Source organism: Streptomyces sp. CGMCC 4.7035, from assembly GCF_031583065.1.
GTDB lineage: Bacteria > Actinomycetota > Actinomycetes > Streptomycetales > Streptomycetaceae > Streptomyces > Streptomyces yaanensis.
In genome coordinates this window covers 1577138-1603871 of the sequence record NZ_CP134053.1, presented here as the reverse complement: position 1 = coordinate 1603871, position 26734 = coordinate 1577138, and the positions used below count along the sequence as shown (strand labels likewise).

Genomic DNA, 26734 nt, shown 5'->3' with positions numbered 1-26734 from the left:
AGGGACCTGGCGCGATGCGGTCGCGCCAGCCGTGGAGCGGGAGGAATTAGGCGGTAGCCGGGATGGACTCGACGGCCGGGGCTTCAACCGGCGTCGGGATGGCGAGCGCCGGGCGGAAGGGAGCCAGGGCGGGCAGGTTCGGGGCCAAGTCGGCGTACCGATTGCAGGTGTTCACGGCCTGCCGCAGCGAGGTGTGCGGGGCGCGGATACGGGCCCATCCTCCGGTCGAGTCGCCGGTGATGGCGACGCCGGGCATGTCGGTGGGGATCTGGATCGCGGCGAGGACGGCGTCCGGGGCGATGTCCCCGAAGGCCATGTTCGCCGAGGACTCGTCGTTGACGCGGTGCGCGGTACGGCCGGTGAGCTGGGCACGGAGCATGGTGATGCCCTTGCCGAGTTCGGAGCCGAAGCGCTGGCCGCAGATTTCGAGGTAGATGCCGGCGGCGCGGCCAAGCTGGGCGAGCCGGGCGAGCGCGGTGATGATTCGGTCCCGGCGCTTCTCTTCCTCCTTGGTGGCGAAGAGGGCGAGTTCGGCGACTTCGTCGACCAGGACCACGATGGGCACCGGGCGGAGGTCTTCCGGCAGGTCCCAGATGTCGGCGGCTATCTCGGCGTCCGGCACGTCAGCGGTGATCCGCTGTTCGGCGCGGATGAGTTGATAGACGTCCTGCATGTGGGACACCAAGGCGTCGAGGAGTTCGGCGGCGGTGTCCTGGTTGTCGGCGAGCGCGGAGAACCGGCGAGCCAGCGGGAACAGCTCCACACCCTGCTTGCAGTCGATCCCGACCAGGGCGACACGTTGCGGGGCGAGCGCGGCGACGAGGTTGCGCTGATAGACGGACTTGCCGGACTCCGTGGCACCGAGCGTGAGCGCGTGGGGAACTGCGCGGTAGTCGCGGTAGTGGACCGCGCCGTCTTCCCGGAGAGCGACCGGGACCCGCATCGGACGGGTGTCGACCTTGGTCGGCATCTGCACCCGCTTGAGCACGTCGTAGCCGGTCATCCGCACTTCCACGACACCCGAACGCAACTCCCGCGAGGTCACGCCATACATGGCGAACGAGTGCCGTAACCGGTCACACGAGGCCGCCACGTCGAACGCGTCCTGACCAGGACGGAGCTTGAGCCGCAGCACCAACCCGGTCCGGGTCGGCCGCAGACGCAGGATGCGCGGGGCGCGGGGACCGGGAACCGGTCGGTTCGTGGCCCGAGCCAGGGCGAGGCGCCAACGCGAGGGCGGCACCGTCAGCCCGCAGGCGTCCATCACGGACGCGTACCGGACCAGAACCCGAAGACTCGCCAGGGCGACACCGCAGGTGAGCCAGTACCAGGCGGGGCGCCGCCACCGCAGGAGACCCGCAGCGGCGACGACCAGCACGAGAGCGACCGTTAACCAGGTCATGATCAGGCCGCCTTCGGCTGCGAGGCGCCGGCGGCCAGCGAGGTGACCGCGACCGCGCGGAACGCGATGCCGTGACGCTTCTGGCCGTTGAACTCGTTCTCCCACGGCCGGGCGATCAGACCGGTCAGCGCGACGGGGGTGCCCATCATCAGCTCACCGGTGATGCCCGGCTCGGGAACGGTCACGGTCAGGATCTCAACCTCACCGTTGAGCGCGAACATCACGTCCACGGTCATCAGGTCGGCGCCGGTCTCGGCGTCGGTGGCGATCTCACCGGAGCGGCGGTCACGGATCTTCTTCTGCGGGGGCTGGGCGACCATCACGGTGGCGGCGGAGGTGTCGACGGGGATCTGACGCATGAGTGCGCTCCTAGATGCGACTACTTGACGTACTTAGTACGTCATTTCTGGCTAGAGAATGGACCTGTACTACTTGGTGTGTCAAGTGGCCGGCCTCGACTCCCTTGCGCGGGATGTGCTGCACTAGGTACGACAACCACGGAGAGGGGCTATGGCCGACTTCACCGCCGGGCGGGCCGCGTACTTGCAGATCGCCGACGAGTTCAAGCGCAAGATCCGGGACGGGGAACTCGCACCGGGCGACAAGCTGCCCTCAGAGGCGGAGCTGATGACCGAGCACGGCGTGTCGCGCACCGTGGCCCGGCAGGCGATCTCTCGACTCCGCGAGGACGGCTACGCGATCTCTCACCAGGGCAAAGGCAGCTTCGCCGCACTGCCCGGCGAGGGCGCCTCACCGAAGCGGAGCACCGAGTTCGAGCAGATCACCGAGTACCTGTCGGAGGTCCGTCGGGATGTGCGCCGCCTCGCCGAGCGGATGGACCAACTTGAGGATCTTGTAAGGCAGCAAGGCCAAGCTCGGTGACCAACCTGTCCGCCCTTCGGGCGAGTTCAGCCATCTCTTCGTCAAGCTCCCGTATCTGGTTGAGTAGTTCCAGCCGCTCTACCGGGGTCAGCGCCATGACGGCCCCTCGTTGCACTCTCGGTCTGACAGCTCCTTGGGTTGTCAGCAACGCTAGGACCGGTCCGGCTCACCACCCCGGAAAATCTCTCCGGGGTCGCGCGAAGAGACAGGGGGACGCTCTTCCCATGCGAGGAATGACGACGAACCTGACGATCGGTGAGCGAGTCGCTTGGTACCGCCGGCGGCGCGGCATGTCCCAGGAAGTCCTGGCCGGACTCGTCGGCCGTACAGTCGACTGGCTGAGCAAGGCCGAGAACAACCGGCTGGAGCTGGACAGGCTCTCGGTCATCAAGTCCCTGGCCGATGCGCTGGACGTGACCCTTGGCGATCTGCTCGCCGAGCCCACGCTGATGGACTGGACAGCGGACAGCGGCACCCGGACTGTGCCGGCGCTGCGGTCAGCGCTGATGAACTACCGGCAGCTCACGCCGCTTCTGGGCGTGACCACCGAGGGAGAACCGACGCCCCTCGATGAGCTGAAGGACAGCGTGGCCGAAGTCTGGGACGCCTATCAGGATTCGCGGTACGGCTTCGCCACCCGACGCCTTCCCTTGGTGCTTGCCGACGCACTCATTGCAGCCCAGGCGTACGAGGGCCGAGAGCGCGAGCGGGCACACGAACTGATGGCGATGACGTACCAGGGCGCCGCCATGGTACTGACCAAGGTCGGCGAGACGGATCTCGCGTGGATCGCGGCGGATCGCGGGTTGGCTGCGGCTCAGCAGTCGGACAACGCCGCCGTCACCGGGTCGCTCTTCCGATCGGTGGCACACTGCCTTCTCTCGAACGGCAGGTTCGACGCCGCCGTACAGCTCGTCAGCGACGCCGCTGACTACCTTCGCCCAGGGCTCCGAGACGCCAGCCCAGAGTTCCTGTCGATCTACGGGACGCTCTTCCTCGCGGGGTCGATGGCAGCCGCGCGTGCCGATGATCGCTCCACTACTCGTGACTTCCTTGCCGAGGCGGACCAGGCAGCGCAACGGCTTGGGCGAGACGCCAACCACATGTGGACGGCATTCGGGCCGACGAACGTCGCGATCCACCGAGTGGCCACGGCGGCGGAGCTGGGAGACATGCAGGTCGCCGCTGATCTGGGCCCCCAGGTCGACACCAGCGGTCTGCCGATCGAGCGACGGACGCGGCACAACCTGGAGGTGGCCCGTGCACTCAGTGCGCACAACCGGATGGACGATGCCCTGTCCATGATCCTCGAAGCCGAGCAGTGGGCGCCGGAACAGGTCCGCAGTCACTACCTCGCTCGTGAGCTGGTGCTCACGTGGGTGCGCAACCAGCGCGGCCGGCCGAGCCGAACCCTCGCGGAGCTTGCCGATCGGCTGCATGTCGTCTGAGGTGGGTACGCTCGGGGCCATGGCAGCGAGCGAGCACGAAGCGAAGATGGCGCATCCGCGCATGGCCGCGGGTGCGCTCTTCTTTGATGCCGACGGGCGTGTCCTCATGGTGGAGCCCACCTACAAGGACTACTGGGACATCCCCGGTGGCTATGTCGAGGTGGGGGAATCCCCGCTCCAGGCAGCCGCCCGAGAGGTGGAGGAAGAGTTGGGAATCACTCCTCCCCTGGGGCGCTTGCTGGCAGTCGACTGGGCTCCCAACGATGCCGAGGGCGACAAGGTGCTGTACCTCTTCGACGGCGGTCAGCTCACCCCGGAGGCTCTGGCCGAAGCGACCTTGCAGGCGGATGAGTTGAAGAGCATCGCGTTCCTGTGCCCCGACGAAGTCGCCGAGCGTACGATTCCGCGCTTGGCCAGGCGGATCCTTGCCGCCATAGAGGCCCGATCATCAGGGACGGCGCCGATCTATCTCGAACACGGGCAGCAGCCCGACAGTGTCGCCGCATAGCGGCACGGGAGTTTTCCGGCACCCCCGACGCGGAACGCGGTGGAAGTTTCCCTACATCATCAAGGGCTCGCTTCGCTCGCCATTGCTCCCTGCCTCCTGAACTGCAAGCAGTCCGATCACAGATCGGAGGTGCCGCGCACAGCGCGGCGGCGCCGGCCGGTCGCCGGCGCGCCGCCCCTCCTTGCCTTCGTCACCGGGGCCGCGCGCCGGCGCCCGTCCGCGCCCACAAGGGGGCGAAGACCAGGCCGGGGTAAGGGTGAGACAGTCCCGCCGAGGTCAGAACACCGTCGTGGCTGGGGCGGTCGGCTCCACGGCTTTAGGCAGCCACCTTGGCGCGAGCCTCGAAGATCATGGCCCCAACGTCGTGCTTTACCGGGCAGGTCCACAGACTGCCCGACGCGCCGGAAGCTTACGGGGCCATGATCACTCGCACCAAGGCAGCTCCAGCCCAAAGCCGCTCCGCCAACCTCAGTAGGGCGCGTTCTGCGGTGTGTGGCACTGTTCATGCTCCACCTGCCAGGCATCCCGTGCGATCCGGAGAACGAAGGAACCAGCACACCCCTGGCCATGGAGATACATGAAGTAACCAACCCCGACCCACATGACTACAGCCCCGCTGCCGTCGAATGGCTCAGCACAGAGGAAGCAGACCTGATCGTGCGCCGGGTAATGATCACTTCCGGGACGTACAACCGACATACTCCACACCCTTCCACCTCGCCGCATGCTCCCTCCGTACCCGTGGCGACGGGGGAGCAGGAGCAGCAGGAGGAGTCAACCACGCCTTCAGAAGCAGAGAAGGCGTCTACCGAGAATGCTGGCCCCGGCTGCCCGTGATCGATCGGCCAAACGCCGGGTCCCCCACCGGTGTCATGGGTGATAGCTAGTCTGTAGCTCCTCCATGTGCGAAGGGGTGGGCTTCATGGCGGCGTGGCTATTGGTCTGCAATCCAAGGAAGTTCCGGCTGCAAGAGATGCTGGATGAGGGCGGGGAGTTGACGAGTTGGTCAGTGGGCCGACACCTGCGTGAGATGCGCGAGGGTGACGCCTTCGCGCTGTGGGTGAGCGGCCCGCAAGGGGGAGTAGTCGCAACTGGACAGCTCACTGGCGAGCCGTTCTGGACCGATGAGGACGACGACGGCTATTGGGCTGAAGCGCCAGGACCACGGCACGTTGTGCCGCTCCGCGTCGGGCAGTGGCGGGACAGCCCGGTCCCTCGTGCCTGGTTCAAGGGCCACAGCACGTTCGTTGGAGCCAGCGTGCTGACGCAGCCGTTTGCCACCAACCCGCACCGGCTTACTGAGCAACAGTGGGAAGCGTTGGTAGGCGAGGTCGAGCGGACGACGGCAGGTACACCGGGCGTGCAGCTCCCCGAGGGTGACGATTGGGACCTAAAGCCGGGCGACGAGATTCGTCGCGTCGATCTTCACACGCAGTATGGCGGCAGCCGGCAGGGCGGGATCAGCCCGTCCAAGACGAGTGAAAACATCATCTTCTTCACAGACCCCCGCACAGGCGAACAGCACGGTTACCAGGATCTGTGGGAGTCGGAAGACCACTTCCGCTACACCGGCGAGGGCCAAGCCGGTGACCAGGTCTTCACCCGCGGCAACAAGGCCATCCGGGACCACCTGCAAGACGGACGGCACCTACGGCTGTTCATCGGGAGTCGGGGTGTAGTTCGCTATGCCGGCGAATGGATCCTTGACCCCAGCCGTCCTTACTCCTGGGGCCGGGCCCCGTCAACGGGAGGTGGCGAGGAGCGCCAGGTCATCCACTTCCACATGATCCGCGTCGGTGCGGCAGTGACGGCCCCGGACGTGCCTGTAGGCACGGACTACCGGGTCGAGGATGAAACCACTACGCCCGCGCCAGCTACGCCGAGCGCACCGGATCCCGCACTCATGGCGGAGACGCTGACTAGGCACCGCGGGCTGCAGAACGCACTCGCCCAGCAGGTTCGCGACCGCGGCTTGAGGCCCTTGTCGCCGATGCCGACCGACCCGGCTTTCGACCTCGCATGGCGTGATGACGACACCTTGACGGTCACGGAAGTCAAGTCCCTGCGGTTGGAGAACGAGTCCCACCAGTTGCGTACAGGGCTCGGTCAGCTGCTGGATTACGTAGACCAGCTCAGTGAACGAGCGCCGCAGGTGCGCGGAGTTCTATGGGTAGAGCGTGCGCCCTCCGAAGACCGCTGGCTCGGGATCTGCGAGCGCGCCGGCGTGATCCTCGCTTGGCCGGGAGCCGACGCGAAGGTCTGGCAGTAGTCGTCCAGGAAGACGCGCGACGATTGATCCGGTAGCCCCTGTGCTCCTCATCGACGAGAACGACCGCAGCTGACCGTCCTATGCCGCTGACACCCCAGTGACCAGCCTAGGAGACCTCAGCGACCTACTCGCCCGTAGTTCGCATCGAGGAGGCAGGACCGGAGTACACGCCCCCTCGTACGCGATCGGGCGGTGCTGGGTAGAGAACAGCGGGGAGTGGAGTGACGGCGGCAGCCACAGACACTCACATCGGCATCCCGACTGGTCAGTCCGCGTTCAGTTACGCGATCTCGGTCCTTGGCTCTTCGTGAGCCTCCACCTACCTGGCGACCACGAGGCCACCACTCGATGCGACACTTGCACGTTCAGGCAGTCCATCTATCGTCAGAGACTCCCCAACCCATAAAATACGCACCGAGAGTGACGGAGCGTCACGCCCGACGATCTGAGTGCCAGCGACTGAGTCCATAGGGGGCCGTGGTGGGGTTCGAAGCAGCGAGCGACAAGGGCGCCGAGCAGTTGACCCTCGGCGGCACTGATGCCGTCGAGTCTGGGCCCCAGGTTGCCGTAGCCGACTTCGTTGGGGTCACACGAGACGCTTCCGCCGTCGTGCCAGTTCGCATATCCCTCGAAATCATTGAACGCTTCTCCGAGGGTCTCTACAGCTCCCCAAATAAGACATTTGAAGAGTTGGTTTCCAACTCCTACGACGCCGGCGCAAAAAGGGTATGGGTTCACATGCCTGCCGACCTCGAAGCGCCACACGCCTCCATCCTAGTAATCGACGACGGCCTCTCCATGGATGTCTCGGGGCTCCAAGATCTCTGGCGAATCGGAAAATCACGCAAGAGAGAAACGGATAAAACTTCACCCCGCGTCCCCATCGGGAAGTTCGGCATTGGCAAACTTGCAACGTATGTTCTGGCTGAAGAGCTAACCTACATCACGCTCAAGGACGGCGCCTATAGGGCTGTCACTATGGATTACAAGAAAGTCCAGGGTGACATGAGCGACCCCCACAATCTTAGTTTGCTAGTCCTAGAGCTCACGAAGGAGGAAGCCAAGGAAGCTCTCCTTACAAATTTGCGCGACTACGGGGCTAACATGCGCCCGGTAATTGAAGCGCTCTTCCCCGCCTCCGAGGAAGGGCCAGAACACTGGACCGCTGCCGTCATGACACGCCTCAAGAAGCCGGCCCACAATATTCGACAGGGTCGACTTCGCTGGGTTTTGTCAACATCAATTCCACTCAACCCTTCATTCAAGCTGTACTACAACGGTGACGAGATTGAGGCATCGAAGGCGCAGGGGAAAGAACGGTGGCGCTTCACTATCGGCGAGTCAGAATCTGAACTCCCCCGCGACCGTCAAATCGGCGAAGCCATCCGAGTTGAGATCGATGGAGAAATGGTTCCAGCGTATCGACTCCCCAAGGCTGGAGCAGTGTGGGGATACGCCCAATTGTTCGAAGATGGTCTACAGAAGGGCAAAAGTGAATTGATTGCCCGCAGCCACGGATTCTTTGTGCGAGTCCGGCAGCGGCTTATCAATCTTGACGACGCTTCTTTCAACGTCGGGCCGGAACTTCATCACGGAACCCTGACGCGCTTTCATATGGTGATTAATGCCGATGACCTTGACGGGTTGGTGGCGAGCCCGCGCGAGAGCCTGCAAGATTCCCCGGAGGTTTTAGAACTTCGACAGTACATGCTTGCCGTCTTCAACAAGGCAAGATCAGTTACCAAGAAGTCTGATGACGCCGACGCCATGCCAGTGCTTACGAAACAAGGAAGGATTTCGAACCCGCCTCCCGGCCTCACACAAGGCCCGCTGAGGCGCATGGTCCGACGAGCCTCACAAGGGGACGCTGCAGTTCGAGAAGTCCTCGGCATGGATCTCTCGGACGAGCCCGAGGCGCAGACTCTGATTGCTGAAAACGATGACCTTTTGGAAAAGGTAATCGTCGAACCCGTCGGAGATGATCGACGCCTCGTCAAGTACGACGTGAATCGGCGAGCTGCGATTCTCAACCAGACGCACCCCTTCGTCAGCAATTACATCGATCAACCTGGAATGCAAGAAGCGCTGCAACTCCTAGGGTTGACAGAGCTTCTTACGCAGGCCTACATGATCGACGAAAGCATCGAGGCGGAGGTTGTGAACCGCATCATGAAGCGGAGGGATGCTTTCCTACGCGACCTCGTGAAGCGACACCCGAACTCCGCCCCGGTCGTGGCTCGCCAACTTCGCGATTCAAGTAGCAATGAGACTGAACTCGAAGACGCTGTTGCCGACGCGCTAGAAATAATGGGATACAGCGTACAGAGGATCGGCGGGAATGGGCGCCCCGATGGGATCGCCACAGTCAGACTGGGCAGGCGCGGAAACGGTAGTGAAAGCTACGCCTTGACCTACGACGCCAAATCCAGCGGAAAAGAGGCAAGGCAGGTCATGGGCGGGGAGGCCTCGCCCAAGCCTCCCAAAATCCAAGCTGGAACAGCCCGCACTTCCATCCTTCGGGTTCATCGCGAGAAAGCCACTAAGACGTTCAATCTGGACGTCAAGCCTTCCTACACTCTGATTGTCGCGCCAGGATTCCAGGGTGACGGTGACGAGGACGCACTAATCGGTGCCATCTGCAAGAACGATGGAGTAACACCGATCACGATCACGGATCTTGCTCGCTTGGTCGAGCTATTCCCGTTGAGGCGACTCTCACCCCTAATCCTGCGAGATCTGTTCAAGCACCACACCCCCGAGGGCTCGCGTGCATTCGTCGACGCCATCGAGGCGCAGCCTGCGCCTCAGGCCCCGCCAGTAACCGAGGTCATCAACCTACTGGTTCGTTACTCCGAGCGGAGGACACCAGTTAGAGTCGACACGATCATGACTGCCATCTACGAACGCACTGACGGAGCGATTGATCTGACTCCCGAGGAATTGACAGCTATCATTCGTGGCCTGGCGGCATTGGCACCGTCGAGTATCTTCTTTGACGGACAATTGATCGCACTTAACGCGACGCCAAAGGCCCTCCTGCAGGAACTTAACAGTACCCTAAGGGACTATCCTGCCAGACTCGCCGACGCCTACAAGGCAGCGGTGCCTACTGATCTAGAAACAGAAGGGCCGGCAACGCCGTGAAAATTCAGACCCGAGCGGCGGTGCATCCGTTCCCTGCCCGTATGGCACCAGAGTTGGTCGAACGGAAGATCGCCAGTCTTTCAACCAACGCAGTCGTACTCGACCCGATGATGGGTTCCGGGACATTCCCGCTTGCAGCAAACCTATCAGGTCACACCGCTTTTGGCTGCGACACGGACCCCCTGGCTCTTATGATCGCGCAGACAGTGGGCACGGACTATGACCTTTCTGCTTTCACGGAGCATGCCAGGGCCATAGCTGTCCGAGCAGACAGGTCGAAAAGCGAAGACATCCAAGTCGATGCGGAAACTTCCAAATTTATCGACTTCTGGTTTGACCCGAAGACGCGGTCGCGCTTGGCTGCGCTCGTAGCCGAGATTACACTGGCGCCAGAGCAATTCAAGGCGCCACTTTGGTGCGCCTTTTCGCGGCTCATCATTACGAAGGATTCTGGCGTCTCGAAAGCTCGCGACGTCTCCCACTCTCGCCCTCATCGCGTGCGAGACACGGCCTCATTTGATCCCATTGATAAGTTCTGCGCATCGGCAGAGACTGTCGCTTCTCGTGTTCGAACACTCCGAGGCGGTTACTCAATCGCGTCAAATGATGCAAAGCTAACAACCCTGCGGGCAGACGCCCGTTCCTTGCCGCTTCAGAACAACAGTGTCGATGCTGTTATGACTAGCCCTCCATACCTGGTGGCGATTGACTACCTCAGGGGTCATCGGATGAGCCTTGTATGGATGGGGTACTCAATTGCATATTTGCGCGGCCTGCGATCCACGAATGTGGGATCTGAGGTGGGCATGAAAGCAGCCTCGGAGATCGAGGAAATCGCAAAGTCTTCGACGTCTCCAGACATCGCTTCTCGGGCCGCTGGAATAGTTCACAAATACACCTCAGACATGGACGCCGTGTTCTCCGAGATCTCGCGAGTACTCAAGCCCGGGGGTACCGCATCGTTCGTTATTTCCGACGCTAAGATCAACGGCTTTGAAGTCTCCATTGATCGAATGCTGCAAGGCCTTGGTCGGCGCCATCGGCTCGAGCTTTGCGATCGGCATGTTCGTGAATTGCCAGAGAGTCGACGCTACCTCCCGCCCCCTCGAGGCGGCACTAACTCGCTCGATAAGCGTATGAAGGAAGAGGTCGTTCTGACCTTCGCCGCCTGAGAACGGAGGTCACACCCCTACAGTGTCCTCACACGCCACTGGTCACGGAAGCCGGCGGCCTACAGCAGGATCCGAGCATGCCGCGGGCTGCGGACTATATGTGGACGGGGACCTCGCTATCGCTGGGCTGACAGGCCGTGACCAGCGGAGATGCGGGCCATACACAGGCCCTCCGGAGCCGTGTGCGCAGGTTCGAATCCTGCCGGGGGCCCTGTATGAGGCGCTGAAAGCCCCCGTCCCCAGCCGAGACGCTGAGGTCCGGTTCTTGGTGCAATTCGTGGACAGGATCTTGAGGCATCTGCCCTGGCCGGACCCAGGATCGGCGAAGACCCCTGGATGGATCCAGGGGTCTGAAGGCTGCGCCAGGCTCCACAAGCCAGCGAGTCGTTGGCTAGCACCATGACTGGACGCTGATCCACTAATCGGAGGTAACCCCCCAGTAACCGATCTCCGTGGGCTGACCGTCGCGGTAGAGCATCGTGCAGTTACCGCGGCCGCGCCCGGGGTAGTCCAGCCGGTCGGAAGCGAGGGCGTCGACCCACTCGTCGTAGGTGGGCCGGCCGCTGGGAGCCCACGCACGAACCTCTTGATCGGTCAGCGGCCGCATGAAGGGGCCGTCGTCGCTATCCGCAGCGTCGATCATGAGGGGGAAATCCAACACCGTCGCCGTGCCACCAGTGAAGATGTACTCATGCCACTTTGGGTCCCTCCACAGTTCTTCTACGGACCGGCCTTCAAAGCCGTGGTTGTCCCGCGCCAACTCCCGTTCTTGCTCCTGCCGGAATGCCGCAGCCAGATCCCTCTGATACGGGCCCGTGTGCTTCCACGCGTCACCGCCCATCCAATGCCTCCTTGTCCGAACCGTTCGATCAGTAGCGCAGCGTAGGAGGGGCCACTGACAACGCATCGCGTTCACCTGCGCCCGAGACAAGTCGATCAACTCCCAACGACCGTCCGATTACAGGCTGTTGCTGTTCGGGCACCCGCGATAGCCTGCCCAGTGGCCTGTGCCCTGTGGCGTGCAGGACATCGACGCGTCCGAGGGAGAGGGGACGACAGCATGAGCGGGCCGTGTCACGGAACCATCGTCGACAGGCGAACGAGCGGCGGAGGGGTGACCGGTGCGCTCGGCTCCTATGTCGTCCAGGACGACGAGGATGAGCGGTACTACAGCTTCGACTGCCGGCAGATCATGACCGAGGGATTCCGGACCATCCGCACTGGGGAACGCGTGTGCTTTCATGTCAGCGCCCAAAGCCCCGACCGGGCGGAGTTCGTCATCCATCTCGACCAGCCCGACCCGGCCGAGTACTACCTGTGACGGGCAACGGCATTCCGGCGCTCGACGACGTCACAGGGGCGCGCCAGGAGCTGACCGTCGTCCTGCCCGTGCGGCTGCTCCGCGTCCCTGACTGGCAGGAAGGTCCTTTGCCGTTCGAGCTGGGTAGCCGCCGCACCGACACCCAGACCCGTTCTACGTACTTCGCCCCTGCCTCCGCCCGCGCACTCTATGGGGCACCTGGACGGCCGCGTCGCTGGCACCTGCCGCTGGACGTCAAGCATGACGGGCTGCACCTGCTCGGCATGGAGCTTCTGCGCGCGGCCACCGCTCGCAATCCCGAACATGCCCTCGCCGTCCTGCATTTCAGCGTGGAGCGCCCGCTGCTGCCCGTACTGCGGGCTCTGGGCGGGCGGCGGCCTGTCCCAGTGGAGGAACCGCTCACCGGACCTTTCGACCCGGCCCAGCTTCTCGCCGGCATCGCCGATGTCCGTGACCCCGACGCGCCGTTCGCCATCGCCCGTCCTTACACCATCGCTTTCATGACCCCTACAGGGCAGCACTCCCCAGCCCTCCGCACGGGGCTCGAAGGGGCACTGCCCTCCACCGCGGACCGCTGGCTGTGGCAACTGGCGTCACGCTCCACACCGGAGGACTTCCCACTGCCTCCGGAGACCACCCACGAACAGCTCAAGGACGCTGTGCGGATCTCGGCGGACTGGAGCGCCTTGGTGCTGCGTCAAGGGGCCGCCTTCCTCGGCCACCGGGCCGACGCCGGTGAGGGCGACTTCTTCGAATTCGGCGCGCTTCACTCCCGTACCGTCTACCTCGACGCTCTGCTCCTCGGCTCGCTCCAACGCGATCACATCGACGAGCTCACCGACGAACTCTCCGAGGTGTTCAACTCCTCGCGTCTGGCCCGCCGCGTCGCCACGCTGGAGAAGAACATCGCTGTCTTCCGCAGCACCTACTGGCGACAGCACCTCACCGCACACGGCGCGGCAAACGATCTGCTGCTCGCCTTCCAGAACCAGCACCGCCTGCCCGCACGCTTCGACGAGATCCTCGCCGAAGCAGCCGACTACAGCAGGCTCGTACAGACGCAGGAAAGCCAGCAGATCAGCGGGGCCCTGGGCGTCCTCACCATTCTCGGCCTGCCCCTCGGCACGGCCCTTGGCATCCTGCAAGTTCTCGATGACCACTCTGTGGCGCACCTGATCATCTCGCTCGCACTGTCGGTTGCCGCCACAGCGGCAGTCCTTACGACGCGGTACGGGCGCCTGGTTCTGTCGTCACTGAGGGGCGGGGATGGCAAGGCGTAGCCTCGCGTGCGCTCAGCCCTAGGTCGCATACCGCAGGAATGCGGCCCACTCCGACGGGTGGAAGGCGAGTTGGGCGCGGGCGGGGTCCTTCGAGTCGCGGATGTGGACCGCGCCCTTGGTTGTGGCGGCCTCCAGGCACTCGCCGCCCTCCGCGCCGCTGTAGCTGCTCTTGAACCAGGCAAGTTCGGGCGAGGTTTCGTTGGTGCTCATGGCTCTCCCAACAGTTCTTGCATCAGGGCCAGGGACTCACGCGGGGTGAGGGCCTGCCCACGAATGCTTCCATAGCGCGCGGCCAGGATACGCACTTCGTCCGAGTCCGTGATCAACTGGCCTACGCCCTGCACCTCCAGGTAGGCCACCTGCTGCTTCCCCTTGGGCGTCAACAGCACGAACGGACCATCCACCCCGGAGTTCTCCTCGCAGTCCAGCGGCAGCACTTGCAGGGTGATGTTGCGCAGCCGGCCGCACTTCAGCAAATGCTCCAACTGTCCTTTCCGCACCTTGCGCCCACCAAGCTTGCGCCGCAGCACGGATTCGTCGATGACGGCCGTCACCATGGGCAGCGGCCACCGCGTCAGGATCTCCTGGCGGGCGAGCCGAGAGACCACCCGCTGTTCGATGGTCTCCTCGGACAGCAGCGGCTGTCGACCGTTCAGAACAGTCCGGATGAAGTCCTCGGTCTGCAACAGCCCAGGCGGCGCAAGAGTGCTGAAGAAGTTGATCTCAACCGCACTCGCTTCCAGCCGCGCATAATCCCTGAACCAAGCCGGATGCTTCACCCTCGCCTTCGCCTTGGCCCGCTCCACATCCTCGATCGTCGCCTTCAACAAGCCACCGGCGCAGAGCAGTTCATCCGCCGCCTCAAGGAACTCCCGTTGCGGCGTCCGCCTCCCCCGCTCCAGCGACGAGATCAGGTCCTCGCTGTATCCGAGCCGGTCCCCCAGCTCCTTCTGTGTGAGTCCCGTCCGCTCCCGAAGTACCTTGACCTGCTTGCCGATCGCCCGGTTCAGGTCGCCGGCCTGCTCGCCCTCGTCGTACGTCTCCTGCGACTGCGACTCCGTCATCGCCATCCCGAACACCCGCCCTGCTGTCCCACACGCCCCACCAGGTCACGGCCGACACCCGTACAGGACACCGTCCGTACCGGTACACACACCCTCCGTACCGAAGGATTCCCTGGTCAGGGTAGAGCGAGGCGACCACGCTCAGTGACATGAAGTCAGAAATCTCCACCCAGCAGTTCACCCAGCGGTTCACCCAGCTCCTCAGCGCCACTCCTCGCGGTGCCCGCCTTGCCCGGCTGCTGGCCGTGCAGCAGCTCGGTGAGTGGGGCTGGCCGCACAGTTGCGCGGTCAGCGAGTCCGTGGCGCTGGTCGTCGCCGAGTTGGCGGCGAACGCGGTCACGCACGGGCGGGTGAAGGGACGCGGGTTCCGGCTCACGCTCAGTGTCGATGCCTCGGAAATGGTCCGTATCGAAGTCACCGATCCGCGGGGCGACCGTCGGCCCCTCGTCCGTCGTACTGGCTGTCCCACCGCCGGGACCGGGCACGGGCTGCTCCTCGTCGACGCGCTGGCCGTGCGGTGGGGCAGCGAGCCATGGCCGCCGTCCGGCAAGGTCGTGTGGGCGGAGATCGCTCTTTCCGGGGCCCCGGCCGCGTGAAGAGCGCGTCAGTTCCACCTCGTACCGCTCGGTGCCGTGGACGGTCGCGGTGATCCAGCCGTCACCGACCTCGACACCGGACACCGCGTCGAGGTATCCGAGCCCGCGCTCGAAGGAACGGGAAGACCTCCCGCGCCCCCGGCTACGCGGCCAAGAAGGCCCGCGTCGAGCGCCTCTACGCGATCGCCGACGGCGAGGTCATACCCGAGGAAAGCGAGCCCGAAGTCGTCTTATGCCTGGATGAGTTCGGCCCGCTCAACCTCCAGCCCCACCCAGGCCGGCAGTGGGCCTGGCGCGGAGGACGGCACAAGGACCCCGACCGCGAGCCCAGGCCCCCTGCCGGGCGACCTACACCCGCCCGCACGGGGTCCGCCACCCGGCCCCGGTGCGCAGGACCACGCCGGCCGGGCGAGCCGAGGACGTGGCACGGGAGGTCGCGCCGGGGGTCGGCGCAGGGGACAAGCCGTGGCGCTGCAGGACTGCCTGCATTGCCTGCCGAGGTGGTCAGGGAGTTGGTGGCCCGTCTGGTCGGTTGTCGGGGGTGTGGACGGTCGAACGATTCCTGGCCACTTGCCGGCGCACGGCTTCCGCCTCCGCGTGGGCGAGGGCGAGGTCGGTCGGCTGCGCCACCTCTCGCTCGGCGTCGGCGATGACGATGCGGGCCTGTTCCTCGATCGCCGCCGACCGCTCGGCATCGTCGGCGACCACGGCGGCGCCGTTGTGCAGCAGGCGGAGCAGGGCGTGGGCCACGGTCGGTTCACGGGCCCCGTAGCGTCGGATGAGCCCGCACATCACGGCGAGGTATTCCGGAAACCGCCGCCCGGGAATGATCACGGCGGCCCCGCCGACGTCGCGGACGACGTGGTTGCCCAGGGGGCGCCGGGCGAGCACACAGAAGATCACGGACAGGTGGTCGATGGCCTGCACCGCCGTGTACGGATCGTTGACCGCCGGAGACAGCGCCTTGCAGGCGACGTCGACCAGTTGCCGGATTCCGAGCGCAGCGTCCTGTTCCAGGGTGCGCTCGAATCCGATACGGACGCCAGCGCCCATCACCTGCGAGAACTCCTGAGGGGACGGAGCGGGATCATGCGGTGAAGCCCGCCAGATCCACGCCAGTGTCGTTCCCGCGACGACGTGTTCGCCTACCCGGGGCCGAAGCCGCAGACAGACCCCGTGCTCGGCCGCGGTCCGCAGCAGCAGGTGCGGGCGCACCACTTGTACGTACCCGGAGCGGTGGGAGGCGATGGCCACGGCCCACTCCGGTACGTCGACGACATCCTCGCCACCGGCGAACACCCCGTCGCGGATCACCCGGACGGTGTTGCGCTCGACCACGCTCATGATCGCGTCGACCTGGATGGAATGCACGAGATGGTCGGCGAAGAACACCAGCAGGCCGAGGCTGACGAACAGCAGGACGAGCGCGCCGCTCACCGCGAACCGGGGAAAGTTCTCGGAGCGGCCCCCTCCCGAAACACCGACCGTGTAGAGACCGGCCGCGCTGTAGGCGAAGGTGGCCACGAAGACGCTGAGCACGATCTGATTGGGCCGGTCGCGGAGAAAGTTGCGCAGCAGCCGCGGCGAGAACTGGGTGGACGACAGTTGCAGCGCGACCACGGCCAGGCCCAGCAGCACGGCGATGACCGTCACCATGGTCCCGGCTATCCCGATCAGCAGCGTGCGGGCATCGTCGGCGGTCCCCTGAAACGCCAGCGGCGAGCCCGATCCGGTCTTGACGAGGGACAGCATCGACCCGGTGACCAGTGCGGCCACCACGGACAGGGTGGGAAGCACCCACAACGACCCGCGAACGTACTCCGCCAGCGCATCACGTCGGATCATGGGCACCCCCCACGCGTCGATGCTTGGCCGGGCATGGCCAGTATCCGACGTGCGCGTCGACTGTCCAAGTGATCACGTTCCCTGAGATCACAGCGTTTCGACAGTCCGCGTCCTCGGTCAATCCTGCTCAGCGGGGTCGCCCCATAGCGAGGAGACGGATGGATCCCCCTCAAGGAGGATCGGAGGTAGGATAAAGGGCATGAGCGAGCCTACCGGCAAGTACTCGATCACCATGCCGCGCGACATCGCGGAGGCCGCCAAGGCGCGCAGCGGCCCCTCCGGCCTGTCCGCCTACGTGGCCGCCGCCGTCGCCCGGCAGATCGAACGCGACAACCTCAACGAACTCATCCAGGTCGCCGAGGCCGAGCACGGACCCGTCACCGACGAGGAGATCCAGGCGCTGCGCGACCAGCTCCACCAGGCCCGCCTCGAGCAGACCCGCGGCGGGGTGGACGCGGCGTGACCCGCTCCCCGGCCGTACCCGGCGGCACCTTGGTCCTCGACAGCGAGGGGCTGTCCAAGGCCGTGCTGCGCGACCGTACGGTCACCGGCTGGTTCGCCCTGGCCCGCGCCGACGACCTGAGGGTGATCACGTCTGCGGCCACCCTGGTCGAGGTGGTCCATCCCCGGATCAACGCCCCGCCCTGGAGTGGACCCTCTCCCGCCTCATCGTGGAGCCGGTCACCGAGCCGATCGCCCGGCAGGCCGCCGCCCTCCTCGCGGGCACCGGCCTGCACGGCCACAAGTACGCCATCGACGCCATGCTCGGCGCCACCGCCCTCGCCGCCCCTGGACCGGTCACGATCCTCACCTCGGACCCCGAGGACCTCACGGCCCTGTGCGGTGGACGTGTCACCGTCGTCAAGATCTGACCGGGCGCTCCTGACAACCCTCACAGGGGCGCGCCCCCGGACCTCGGTCAGTCGCCCAGGTCATCCAAGAGGAGGTCCAGCGCCGTTTCCTCATGGAGAGCGACGCCCAGGGTGCTCATGGCCATGGTCAGTTCCGGGTCCCATGCCGCCTCGATCGGAGCGCCGGTGAGGGCGAGTGGTGGGGTTCCTTGCAGCCGAGCGCGAGTCATCACGTACTCGTAGTCCGCCGCCGTCATGCGCCACGGCTGCGCTCCGTAGCGCTGCATGATGCGATTGGCCAGGGCAATCCCCGGCCAGTCGAAGTCGCCGTGGTAGGCGAAGTCGCAGTCGGACGCCGCCAGCGTGTCCAGCAGCGTGAGTACGACCGTTGTCGCGCTGCCCGACGTGCAGATCAACGGAGCGGTGCAGCCTGCGTCCGCCGCCGCTTCCACCACCCGCGGGTTCTCGCAGACGTGGATGCGGGTGTGCGGGGGCAGCTCCAGGTACAGGGTGCGTAGTTCGCGCAGCGTCAGGTGGGTTTCCAGGTGGTGGTCGGCGCGCTCGCTCAGGGCCCTCTCCTGCCAGGTGCCGCCCGTGGGGCGCAGGCCGTAGGTCAGGACCGTGCTGGAGACCTCGTCGGGGGTGACCGAGGCCCGGCGCCACAGGGCGCGGCGGCCCGGGGCGTCGGTCGGGAACTCGACGTCCTGTGCGAGCGCGATGCCGCGCAGGACCAGGCGGGCCAGCAGCGTGCCGTCGTCCAGGCCGTGGGCCGAGCCTGTGGTGCGGGTGGCCAGTTCGCCGCGGCCCCAAAGGGCGGGGGTGGGGTCGGAGCCCGTGCCGGGGAACAGGGTCGCCAGGGTCTGGATGGCCTGGGTGATGGTCGTGAGGGCGGTGCCGGGATGCTGGCGGGTGAGCGTGCCGGTCCGGCGTATCTCCTCCAGCCATGGGCGGGTCCAGGGCTCGTCTGCCAGGGGTGTGGTGGCCAGGGCCGACTCCGCCGTGGACCACAGGTGGGTGCGTTCGGCTGCCGCCGCGTCGCGGGCCGCTCGGCGGTCGGTCAGGGGTGGGCCCAGTTCCGACAGAGTCGCGGCCAGGCCTCGTCCGGCCGCGCTGTCGCGCAGGCGGGTGTCCAGGTCCGGCAGGCGGATCGTGGCGGTGGGGCCGGTGAGCGGTTTGGCCAGGAGGAGGGACAGGGCCTCGCGCTCCGCCGCGTCCAGGTCCTGGAGTTTGACCGTGCCCGTCGCCTGTAGTCCGTTGCGTTCCAGGCGGGTGCGTGCCGCCGTCCACAGGCGTCTCAGGGCCGGCCGGGTCAGGAAGGCCAACGTCTCGGCGTCCAGGGACGACGGCTCGGCTGCATCCAGGAACGAGGGCTCGGCAGCGTCCAAGGACGACGGCCCGGCAGCATCCAGGAACGAGGGCTCGGCAGCGTCCAAGGACGACGGCCCGGCAGCGTCCAAGGACGACGGCCCGGCAGCGTCCAAGGACGACGGCCCGGCAGCGTCCAAGGACGACGGCTCGGCAGCCTCCGAGGAGGACGAGGACTTGGCAGCGTCCAAGGACGACGGCTCGGCAGCCTCCAAGGACGACGGCTCTACCGCCGCTCGCTGGCTCGTCATACCGACACCAGCCTCCGCTGCCGGCCGTTCCACGTGTAGTGGAGCGTGGCCACGCCCCGCACATGCGGGTCGCGCAGGCACTCGTAGATGTGCAGGGACGGTACGTCGGGCCAGTTGCCGATCAGGCGTTCGCTGGTGAGGACGAAGTCGAGGTCCAGGTCGACCAGGATGCGGCCCAGGCGGGCATGCGTGGGCTCGTCGACCTTCGCGAAGGCGTCGTCCAGGAGGATCAACCGGGGAGCCCAAGGGGCGTGCTCCGCAACGCTCGTGAAGTGCGCGGCCGCTGCCGCGAACAGGACCAGATACGAGAGCACGCGCTGTTCCCCCTGGCTCATGCCCGTGCGGCCGGAGAGTTTGCGGCGGGCGGCCGGTGTCGCGTCGTTCACCACCCAGGGCGTGAAGGTGAACCAGTCGCGGTAGTCGAGCGCGGTTCGTAGGTGGGACGCGTAGCCCGCGGCCGGGTCGGCGCGACGCGCGTCCTCGATGCGGCGCTGGAGGACGTCGCGGAGTTGCTCGGACTGGTCACGGGTGCGCAGGCCCGACGCGCTGCGCAGGAGGTCGACCGCCGCCTTGACGTCCGCCTCCACTCCGTCGGCCAACTTCCAGTCGAGTGTCACGCCCAGGCCGTGGGACGTACGGACCGTGGACAAGGTGGCGTTCAGGGCGGCGACCAGGGCTCCGGCGGCCAGGACCTGGGAGGACAGGTGGTCGCCCAGTTCTCCCGTCAGGAAGCGCTGGAAGACCTCGCGCTCGCGCTCCGTCAGGCGGTCCCGTGCCTCGTCCGCCTGGGCCGCGATGCGCTCGCCCACCAGGGCGATGTCGTGCGGGCCGTGATCGTCCACGAGCCGGCAGAGCTTGATGCCGTCGTGTTCCTCGATCGTCGCGTCGTAGCCTCCGGAGAGCTGGTCGCGCAGTTCGGTGTGGCGGTTGAGGAGCGTGGTGTCCGAGACGTCGCGGCGTTCGGCGTCCAGACCGTTGTGTACGGAATCGACCAGCAGGCGTAGCGCCTTGATGCGTTCCCGTACGTCGGCGTGGATCGGGTCCGGGGGCTTCAGGGCTCCTTCGTCCTCCTCCGCGTCAAGACCCGCTCCCCTGAGCACGCCCGGCAGCGACAGCGCCGTACGCAGCCGCCTGCCGCAGTCCAGCGCCGCGCTCTCCTGGGCCGCCAGTGCCTCGCGCCGCACCCGCTCGTCCTCTTCCGCTCGTACGCGCTTGTCGTGCGTGTCGGCCATGTCCTGGCGGGAGCGCGGGAGTTGGCGGCTCACGGCGTCCAGGCGGCGCTTCGCCTCGGCTTCGCGGGCCAGGATCTCCTGCTCGGTGGCACCGAGCGCCTCCTCCAGGCCCCGGACGGTCCGGCGGGCGGCCTCCAGGGTGGCGAGCGGCTCGGCGTAGTCGGACTCGGCCTCCCGGCGGGCCGACTCGGCACGCTCGTAGTCCGTCCGGCCGGCGCGGTGGCCGTCGGCTGTGGACATGACCGCACGCACTCGCCGCCGCAGCCGTTCCGTGCCCTGGCCGAGGCGGTCGAGGGCGAGACGGACCGTGTCCAGTGCGGCCGGGTCCGCCGGGAGGCCGTGGGCGCTCGCCGTCGCCTCGGTCTCCCGCCGGGCGGCGACCGCGCGTGCCCGTGCCTGCTCCGCCTCGCGGGCGGCCGTCGCCGCCTGCCCCGCCAGGGACTCGGCGGTGCGTTCGGCCTCGGTGGTACGAGCCCAGGCATCGGTCAGCCGACGTGCCGTGGGCGGGCGGCGGAGAGTGTCGGCGACCTGGTCTCGGTGTTCGGTCAGGATGCGCAGGCCGTGCCGGCGCTCCGCCAGTTCAGCCTCCACTGCGGTCAGTCGCCGGTCGAGTTCCGCCAGCGCCCGGCGGCGGGTTTCGGCCCGCACCTCCGCGCCGACGTACTCTGCGGCCCGCTTGGTGTGGCGGCCCCGGGCGACGCCGAGCTTCCAGGAGCCGTCAGTGCCGATCGCGGTGTGCGGTTCGTCCGGTTCGCCCATAACCGGGTCCGCCTCGCGCGCCGCATCCATCACGTCGGAGTAGTCGGAGTTGTGGAAGTTATCGGAGTGGTCTGAGTAGCCGGAGTAAAGGCCCTCGACCAGAGCCATCGCCCCGAGCACGCGGTCCACCTGCTCGACCGCCACCCCACTGTCCGGCGCGGCAACCGGCCGTAGCACTCTGGCGAGCGTCACCCCGGCCACCGGCGCTCCCGGAACCAGGAGCGTGTCCCGCGTGGCCGGGTCCAGGACCGTGCCGTCCGCGCGTACCCAGGCATCCAGCAGGCCGCTTGCCTCCAGCGCGGCTTCCAGGCCCGCCCGCGCTTCCGGGACCAGGTCATCGGCGAAGTCCACCAGCCGGTACAAGGGTGCTCCGGTGCCCGGTGCTCGGGGAGCCGCGCGGTGGGGCGAGGGCGGCGGTTCGGGGTCGGTGCGGTGTTCCCAATCCTCGCGCTCGCGCCGCAAGCCGTCCTGTTCGCCTGTCAGCTCGCGGACCCTTACGGCGAGGGCATCCCGCTCCTCGCCCAGTTCCGCCAGCCACGGGTCGACGGCCGACCGAGCCGCGTCGGCCACCTCGTCGGGGACCTGGGCGGGCAGCGGACCGTCCTCCGCCGGGTCGTGCGCGACCAGGGCGTCCACGGCCTCCATGGGCATTCCGGTGAGGTTCCGCAACCGCTCGGTCCAGGCCCGTGCCGCGTCGGCGTACGCCTCCGACTCGCGCGCTGTCTCCTGTCGGCGCCGCTCGGCCTGGATGCGTGCGTGTTCCGCCTGTTCCTCCAGGCGCTCGCGGGCGGCGTCGGCCTCGTGCGCCTCCCGCTGGGCCCCGTTCGACCGCTCGATGAGGGCGTCCAGTTCGATCACGGACCGGGAGCGGTTCCTGATCACCGGTTGGGCGGTGTCCAGTTGGGTGTCCCAGGCGCGCAACGCGGTCGCGCATGCCTCGGTGTCGACGGCCAGTACCTCGCTGTGGCGTACGAGGTGGAAGTCACCGTCCGGTGAGGTCAGTTCGGCTGTGGAGGCGGCCGCGACCGGCGCGGCTCGGGTAGCGACCGGCTCCCCCACATGCACGGGATCGAGCCCGGACCGCTCCCCCTCCCGCACCAACTCTCCGTGCGCCGTGCTCAGTTCCACCAGCTCTTCACCGAGTCGCCGCGCCTCGGCGGTGAGCCGCCGCCCTGCCTCCTCCTGGTTGCTGTGCGTCTGACGCAGCGACTTGAAGGCGACGGCGGCCGCGCTGTGCAGGGCAGTGACGGTGGCGCGTCTCTCCGCGAGTTCCTTGAGGCTGCGGTATCCGGCGCTGGCGTGCAGTGCGGCGAGGTCCGTCTCGGCCGTACTCGCCTCACCTTCGAGGGCTTCGATACGGGCGCCGAGTTCCTCCTCACTCGCACGGAGTGCCTCCGCCTTCCTCGCCGCGTCACCCGCGGCCCTGCGGCGCTCCGCCAGCTGATCCAGTTCGCCGCTCGCCTGATCGGCGCGGCGGCGCAGCGCCCCCTGCAGATAACCGCGGTAGCCGGTGAGGAAGGTGCGCAGCGCCTGGTCGGTCCGCTCGAGGCGTCCGAGGTCGGCCCGTACGGCGTCGAGGTCGTCGAGGTTACGGGCCACCTTCTCCACGATCTCGTCGTCGAGCGCCGGCAGGGTCTCGGCCAGGACGGAGACCAGACCGCCGGAGTCGATGCGGTCGCCGATGGTGGGGCGGCGCAGGCGGTGGAGGAGGTGGAGCAGGTTGCGGTAGCGGGCCGGGTCGGTGAGACCGAACAGGTCGCGGGCGACCCTGGCCCGGTGCTCGACGGCCCGGTCCGTGACGTGTTCCGGGCCGACGAGCGACTTGAGCTGGTCGACGGGGAGGGGCTGGCCGGCGGGGGCCAGGTGCAGGTCCTCGCCGACCCGCAGCGAGGTGGTGAAGAAGAAGGGCTTCGCCGTCTTGGTCGACTGGGACGCGCGGATGGCCGCCCCGAGGGTGAGGTGGTGGTCGTTCCCCTCCTCGTCCGTCCGCGCGAACTCCACCCACAGGTAGCCCAACCTGTTGGTCTGCTCGAAGCCGTCGAGCATCAGCCAGGCGAGGGTGGTGCGCCCGGTTCCCGTGGCGTCCAGGGCACGGGCGTCGCCGTCGAGGAGATACGGCAGCAGCATCTCCAGGGCCTTGGACTTGCCGGCGCCGTTCTTGCCACGCAGGAGCAGCCGGCCGTCGCCGAAGGTGAACTCCTGCTCGTCGTACTGCCAGACGTTCTGGATGCCCGCGCGGTGCAGGCGGTAGCGGTGGGGGGACGGCGGACGGTTCACCGGGGCGGCTCCTTGGGGATGTCGTCCGCTGAGGACTGGTCAGTACGGGTCTTGACGGCCACAGTGGTCGCGTACCGGGCGGCCGCGGCGAGCAGGATCCAGCCGCCGCCCGTACGGTCCTTTCCGCGCGCCCCCGAGACATCCGTGACGGAACGGCCGTCCGCCACCGTCTCCTCGTATCCATCGGGCAGGCCGTGGCCTTCGGCTCGCACGGGTCCGGTGGGCGCCATCAGACGCATCCGGACCAGGAGGGCCAGTACGGCGGCGAGGAATCCGTCCGGGTCCTCCAGGTGGCCGCGCTGCCAGTGGCTCCGCCTGCCGTACTCCTCGATCAGTTCGGCCAGCAGTTCGGGCAGCAGTCCGTCCGGAACGGGTACGCCGATGACCAGCCGCCCGCCGGTCGCCGGGTGGCCGGGGTCTTCGGGGCGCAGTCGGGCGACCAGCCGCTCCACCAGCAGCAGTGCGGCCTGCGCGACCGTGCCGGTGCCCGGCAGGTGCAGGTCGGTGAGTTCGTCGTCCGGGTCGACCAGGGCGATGCCTTCAGCACGGATCTCGGCCTCCAGGCCGAGCAGTTCGGAGAACGCCTGTGCTTCGCGCCGCTGCCGGGTGCGCAGCCATTCGCGCTCGGCGTCCGTGAGGTCGTCCAGGTGGACGACGGGGGTTTCGACGAGGCGCCTGCGGACGTACGTACGCGGCCCGCCGAAGCCGGGATCGGCTGCTCTGCGTACGAGGTCCGCGCCGTCGCGGCTCTGTGCGAGCGGGCCGGCGACGACGGCTCGCGCGATCTCGCGGTCCACGGTCAGCAGTGCCTCCCCCGACCGCTCCTCGGCGACGGCCGAGACGTGGCCCTCGGTCTCGACCAGGACGCCCCAGTCGACGAGTTGCCGCAGTGCGGCCGCCAGCGTCCGGCGCTCGACCTGCCGTCCTGTGTCGGCGATCTCCATCCCGGCGTCGACGGCCGCGGCCCGCAGGTCGGCGACGAGCTGGGACAGCAGGAGCTGTTCCGGTGCGGTGACGAGGACCGACAGGGCGAGGGCCAGATAGGCGTACGTCCGTGGGGTGAACGGCGTCCCGGTCGACGCGCGTTCGAGGCGGTGGCCCGAGCCCGGGCCGAGGCCCGCCTTGAAGAGCCGGGCGTACGACGCCTCCACCAGCAGCCGATAGCCGAACACCTGTTGGAAGCGCTGGGCAAGCCAGTCGGCGTGGCGCCGGATCAGAGGGAAGGTGTCGCTGTGCGGTCCGGTGCTGGTGACGAGGGGGTGGGCCAGGAGAAGCCGGGCGGCGGTGCGGCGCTCGGCCGCGAGTGCGACGTCGTGCGCGGAGGGCAGGGGCATCAGGCGCTCGCCTCCCCCACCGTGGGCATGGACGCGCTGTCCACGGCCACGCTCTCGACGGTCACGCTCTCCACGGCCATGATCTTGACAGCCATACTCTCCACGGCCAGCGTGAGGTCGTCCGCCGTCAGGTCGCCGTCCACGGACCGCAGGACCGTGTTCCGGCCAGGGGTGCGCCACGCCGTCAGGCGGATGCCGAGGTCCGCGTCGCTCGCTCGCGCGCCGTCGAGCAGGAAGTCACCGGCCTCCCGGATGTCACGCGAGTTACCGGCGTCACCCGTGTCACCGGCATCACCAGCGTCCTTGCGCAACTGGGCGTTGCCGAGGGCGGCGGTAAGGAGCTCCAGCAGTAGTCGCATGGCCGGGGCGCTCAGTCTCACCTGGTCGAATCTGCCCGACGCGCTGCGCAGTTCATCGGCCGCCGCCTGCCGGGCCTCCGCCTCCTCCCGCGCCCGCTCCATGAGACGACGCTTCTGCTCGGCGTGGTTCTCGGCCGCCGCGGCACGTCCGCGCGGAGCCCTGCTGCCGCGCTCGCGGAGCGCCACCGGCACGTCCACCACGGGTCCGGTCCACCAGCTCACGTACGCCGGCACGGACAGGTCCGGATCCGGTGCCACGCCCAGGTGCCGTGCCCCGTAGAGCCCGAAGGCGGCGACCGCGATGTCGTGGGCCTCCTCCGGCTCCGCGGCGTCGAACCAGGCCGCGAGCCGCAGCAGGTCCCTGCGGCGGGACATCTCGCCGGAGGCCGAACGCAGCATCCGCTTGGCGTTGGCGAGCAGCGACTGGAGGGCACGCAGGGTGGCGTCCCGGAGCTGGTCCACCTGGCTGCCGTGCCCGCCGGTGTCGGTGAACCAGTCACGCAGCCCCTCCCAGTCCGCGAGGTCCCGCCCGCGGCTGCGCTGCACCCGTGTCTCGGGCAGTCCGTCGGCCAGTGCCCCGATGCCCGTCGTGCGCGCGTCGATACGGGCGAGCAGCGCGGGCAGGTGCGGCCAGACGGTGTCCAGGTGCGCGGCGATGCGCGGGGCCCGGAAGGAGACGTCCTCGGTGATGGCGTCCACGTAGTCGAGCAGCAGCTCCTTGAATCCCTGGTACTCGGCTCCATCGAGGTCGTAGCGCGCCAGGACCTGACCCAGGTAGGCGTAGAAGTCGCGCACGGACTCGGCGAATTCGGCGAACTGCACGAAGAGCGTACTGATCCGCTCCAGTGCCTGCTGCGGGTCCGCGCCGCCGGGCGCCCCGGCCAGGGCGGCGACCTCGCGCAGGCCTCGGTCGACGAGCGCGAGCAGTTCGCTGCTCACCTCGCGGGCGGCGTCCGCCCCGGCCAGTACCTCGTCCGCGTCCCGCTGCACGCGCTCCCCCAGTTTGGACAGCTGGTAGCGGGACCGGGAGCGCTGGTACTCGGCGATGCTCGTCGCCCTGACCGTATGCGTGCTGCGCAGCAGATTGCCCCAGCGGACCAGCTGTTCGAGCCGGGCGGTGAGCGTCTCGACGCCGAGTGCCGCCCCCGGACCGCCGGCCCGGTCCAGCTTGGCGAGAACGTCGGGTACGGACAGGTCCGCGAGCAGCGTGCCGCAGAACACCCGCATCACCGCTACGTACTCCAGGCGCTCGGATGCACTGAGGTAGGCGTACGCGCTCAGCCGCTGCCACGCCTCGGTGCCGGGCTCCTCGCCGTGTGGTTCGTTCCCCTCCATACCGACGAGCGTACGGACCGCCTCCGACAGTCCGGCGGAA

At 67.4% G+C, this 26734-nt stretch carries 20 protein-coding genes and 2 pseudogenes; 12 read left to right on the top strand and 10 right to left on the bottom strand.

All coding sequences use genetic code 11. The features are described from left to right. Positions 1–46: 46 nt before the first annotated feature. Positions 47–1402 (bottom strand): FtsK/SpoIIIE domain-containing protein, encoded by a 1356-nt coding sequence (locus Q2K21_RS06665; RefSeq protein WP_310766926.1) that lies wholly within the window; start codon positions 1400–1402, stop codon positions 47–49. 2 nt (positions 1403–1404) lie between these two features. Beyond that, complete coding sequence (locus tag Q2K21_RS06660; RefSeq protein WP_310766923.1) at positions 1405–1761, bottom strand: SCO3933 family regulatory protein; 357 nt, start codon at positions 1759–1761, stop codon at positions 1405–1407. A gap of 151 nt (positions 1762–1912) precedes the next feature. Between Q2K21_RS06660 and Q2K21_RS06655 the strand changes: the two genes are divergently transcribed. The 6 genes from Q2K21_RS06655 (at position 1913) to Q2K21_RS06630 (ending at position 10825) form a co-directional block, all read left to right on the top strand. Further along, the gene (locus tag Q2K21_RS06655) at positions 1913–2284 is read left to right on the top strand and encodes a GntR family transcriptional regulator (RefSeq protein WP_310766919.1); all 372 of its coding nucleotides are present in this window, start codon (positions 1913–1915) and stop codon (positions 2282–2284) included. A gap of 233 nt (positions 2285–2517) precedes the next feature. Further along, positions 2518–3732, top strand: a complete 1215-nt coding sequence (locus tag Q2K21_RS06650) for a helix-turn-helix domain-containing protein (protein ID WP_310766916.1) — start codon at positions 2518–2520, stop codon at positions 3730–3732. Positions 3733–3751: 19 nt separating this feature from the next. Then, complete coding sequence (locus Q2K21_RS06645) at positions 3752–4240, top strand: NUDIX hydrolase (RefSeq protein ID WP_310766911.1); 489 nt, start codon at positions 3752–3754, stop codon at positions 4238–4240. Between the two features lie 922 nt (positions 4241–5162). Beyond that, positions 5163–6509 carry an EVE domain-containing protein gene (locus Q2K21_RS06640; RefSeq protein WP_310766909.1) on the top strand — a complete coding sequence of 449 codons (1347 nt, stop codon included), beginning with the start codon at positions 5163–5165 and terminating at the stop codon, positions 6507–6509. 480 nt (positions 6510–6989) lie between these two features. Then, positions 6990–9653 (top strand): ATP-binding protein, encoded by a 2664-nt coding sequence (locus Q2K21_RS06635; RefSeq protein ID WP_310766906.1) that lies wholly within the window; start codon positions 6990–6992, stop codon positions 9651–9653. After that, positions 9650–10825, top strand: coding sequence for a hypothetical protein (locus tag Q2K21_RS06630; protein WP_310766903.1), 1176 nt, complete (start codon positions 9650–9652; stop codon positions 10823–10825). The genes Q2K21_RS06635 and Q2K21_RS06630 overlap by 4 nt, the downstream gene beginning before the upstream one ends. 418 nt (positions 10826–11243) lie before the next feature. On the opposite strand, the gene Q2K21_RS06625 is transcribed toward Q2K21_RS06630, so the two are convergent. Beyond that, positions 11244–11666 (bottom strand): hypothetical protein, encoded by a 423-nt coding sequence (locus Q2K21_RS06625; protein ID WP_310766900.1) that lies wholly within the window; start codon positions 11664–11666, stop codon positions 11244–11246. A gap of 219 nt (positions 11667–11885) precedes the next feature. On the opposite strand from Q2K21_RS06625, the gene Q2K21_RS06620 reads away from it, so the two are divergent. Together Q2K21_RS06620 and Q2K21_RS06615 are read left to right on the top strand one after the other, a co-directional pair. Continuing rightward, a complete protein-coding gene (locus Q2K21_RS06620) occupies positions 11886–12146 on the top strand; it encodes a hypothetical protein (protein WP_310766899.1) in 261 nt (86 codons plus the stop codon). Further along, a complete protein-coding gene (locus Q2K21_RS06615; RefSeq protein ID WP_310766897.1) occupies positions 12143–13426 on the top strand; it encodes a hypothetical protein in 1284 nt (427 codons plus the stop codon). The genes Q2K21_RS06620 and Q2K21_RS06615 overlap by 4 nt, the downstream gene beginning before the upstream one ends. An 18-nt stretch (positions 13427–13444) precedes the next feature. Here the strand turns inward: Q2K21_RS06615 and Q2K21_RS06610 are convergent, their stop codons facing one another. Together Q2K21_RS06610 and Q2K21_RS06605 are read right to left on the bottom strand one after the other, a co-directional pair. Beyond that, the gene (locus tag Q2K21_RS06610; RefSeq protein WP_310766895.1) at positions 13445–13636 is read right to left on the bottom strand and encodes a DUF397 domain-containing protein; all 192 of its coding nucleotides are present in this window, start codon (positions 13634–13636) and stop codon (positions 13445–13447) included. Then, positions 13633–14496, bottom strand: coding sequence for a helix-turn-helix domain-containing protein (locus tag Q2K21_RS06605; protein WP_310766892.1), 864 nt, complete (start codon positions 14494–14496; stop codon positions 13633–13635). The genes Q2K21_RS06610 and Q2K21_RS06605 overlap by 4 nt, the downstream gene beginning before the upstream one ends. Before the next feature lie 143 nt (positions 14497–14639). Between Q2K21_RS06605 and Q2K21_RS06600 the strand changes: the two genes are divergently transcribed. Both Q2K21_RS06600 and Q2K21_RS06595 read left to right on the top strand, forming a co-directional pair. After that, positions 14640–15086, top strand: coding sequence for an ATP-binding protein (locus Q2K21_RS06600; protein WP_310766888.1), 447 nt, complete (start codon positions 14640–14642; stop codon positions 15084–15086). Between the two features lie 119 nt (positions 15087–15205). Further along, positions 15206–15462: pseudogene (locus Q2K21_RS06595) on the top strand (IS630 family transposase); the annotation flags it as partial. 128 nt (positions 15463–15590) lie between these two features. Here the strand turns inward: Q2K21_RS06595 and Q2K21_RS06590 are convergent. After that, a complete protein-coding gene (locus tag Q2K21_RS06590) occupies positions 15591–16931 on the bottom strand; it encodes a DUF2254 domain-containing protein (protein ID WP_310766885.1) in 1341 nt (446 codons plus the stop codon). A 199-nt stretch (positions 16932–17130) separates the two neighbouring features. Between Q2K21_RS06590 and Q2K21_RS06585 the strand changes: the two genes are divergently transcribed. After that, positions 17131–17394 carry a CopG family transcriptional regulator gene (locus Q2K21_RS06585; protein WP_310766882.1) on the top strand — a complete coding sequence of 88 codons (264 nt, stop codon included), beginning with the start codon at positions 17131–17133 and terminating at the stop codon, positions 17392–17394. Then, a pseudogene (locus Q2K21_RS06580) lies at positions 17391–17803 on the top strand (DNA-binding protein). The gene Q2K21_RS06585 and the pseudogene Q2K21_RS06580 overlap by 4 nt, the downstream one beginning before the upstream one ends. A gap of 47 nt (positions 17804–17850) precedes the next feature. On the opposite strand, the gene Q2K21_RS06575 reads toward Q2K21_RS06580, so the two are convergent. Genes Q2K21_RS06575 through Q2K21_RS06560 form a run of 4 tightly spaced genes read right to left on the bottom strand, consistent with a single transcriptional unit; the run spans position 17851 to position 26694 of the window. Then, entirely contained in the window at positions 17851–19398 is a 1548-nt protein-coding gene (locus tag Q2K21_RS06575; protein ID WP_310766879.1) for a TIGR02679 family protein, read from the bottom strand. Then, the gene (locus Q2K21_RS06570) at positions 19395–23666 is read right to left on the bottom strand and encodes a TIGR02680 family protein (protein ID WP_310766874.1); all 4272 of its coding nucleotides are present in this window, start codon (positions 23664–23666) and stop codon (positions 19395–19397) included. Before Q2K21_RS06570 ends, Q2K21_RS06575 begins: the two co-directional genes overlap by 4 nt. After that, entirely contained in the window at positions 23663–25000 is a 1338-nt protein-coding gene (locus Q2K21_RS06565; RefSeq protein ID WP_310766870.1) for a TIGR02678 family protein, read from the bottom strand. The genes Q2K21_RS06570 and Q2K21_RS06565 overlap by 4 nt, the downstream gene beginning before the upstream one ends. Next, positions 25000–26694, bottom strand: a complete 1695-nt coding sequence (locus Q2K21_RS06560) for a TIGR02677 family protein (protein ID WP_310766867.1) — start codon at positions 26692–26694, stop codon at positions 25000–25002. The genes Q2K21_RS06565 and Q2K21_RS06560 overlap by 1 nt, the downstream gene beginning before the upstream one ends. Between the last annotated feature and the right edge of the window lie 40 nt (positions 26695–26734).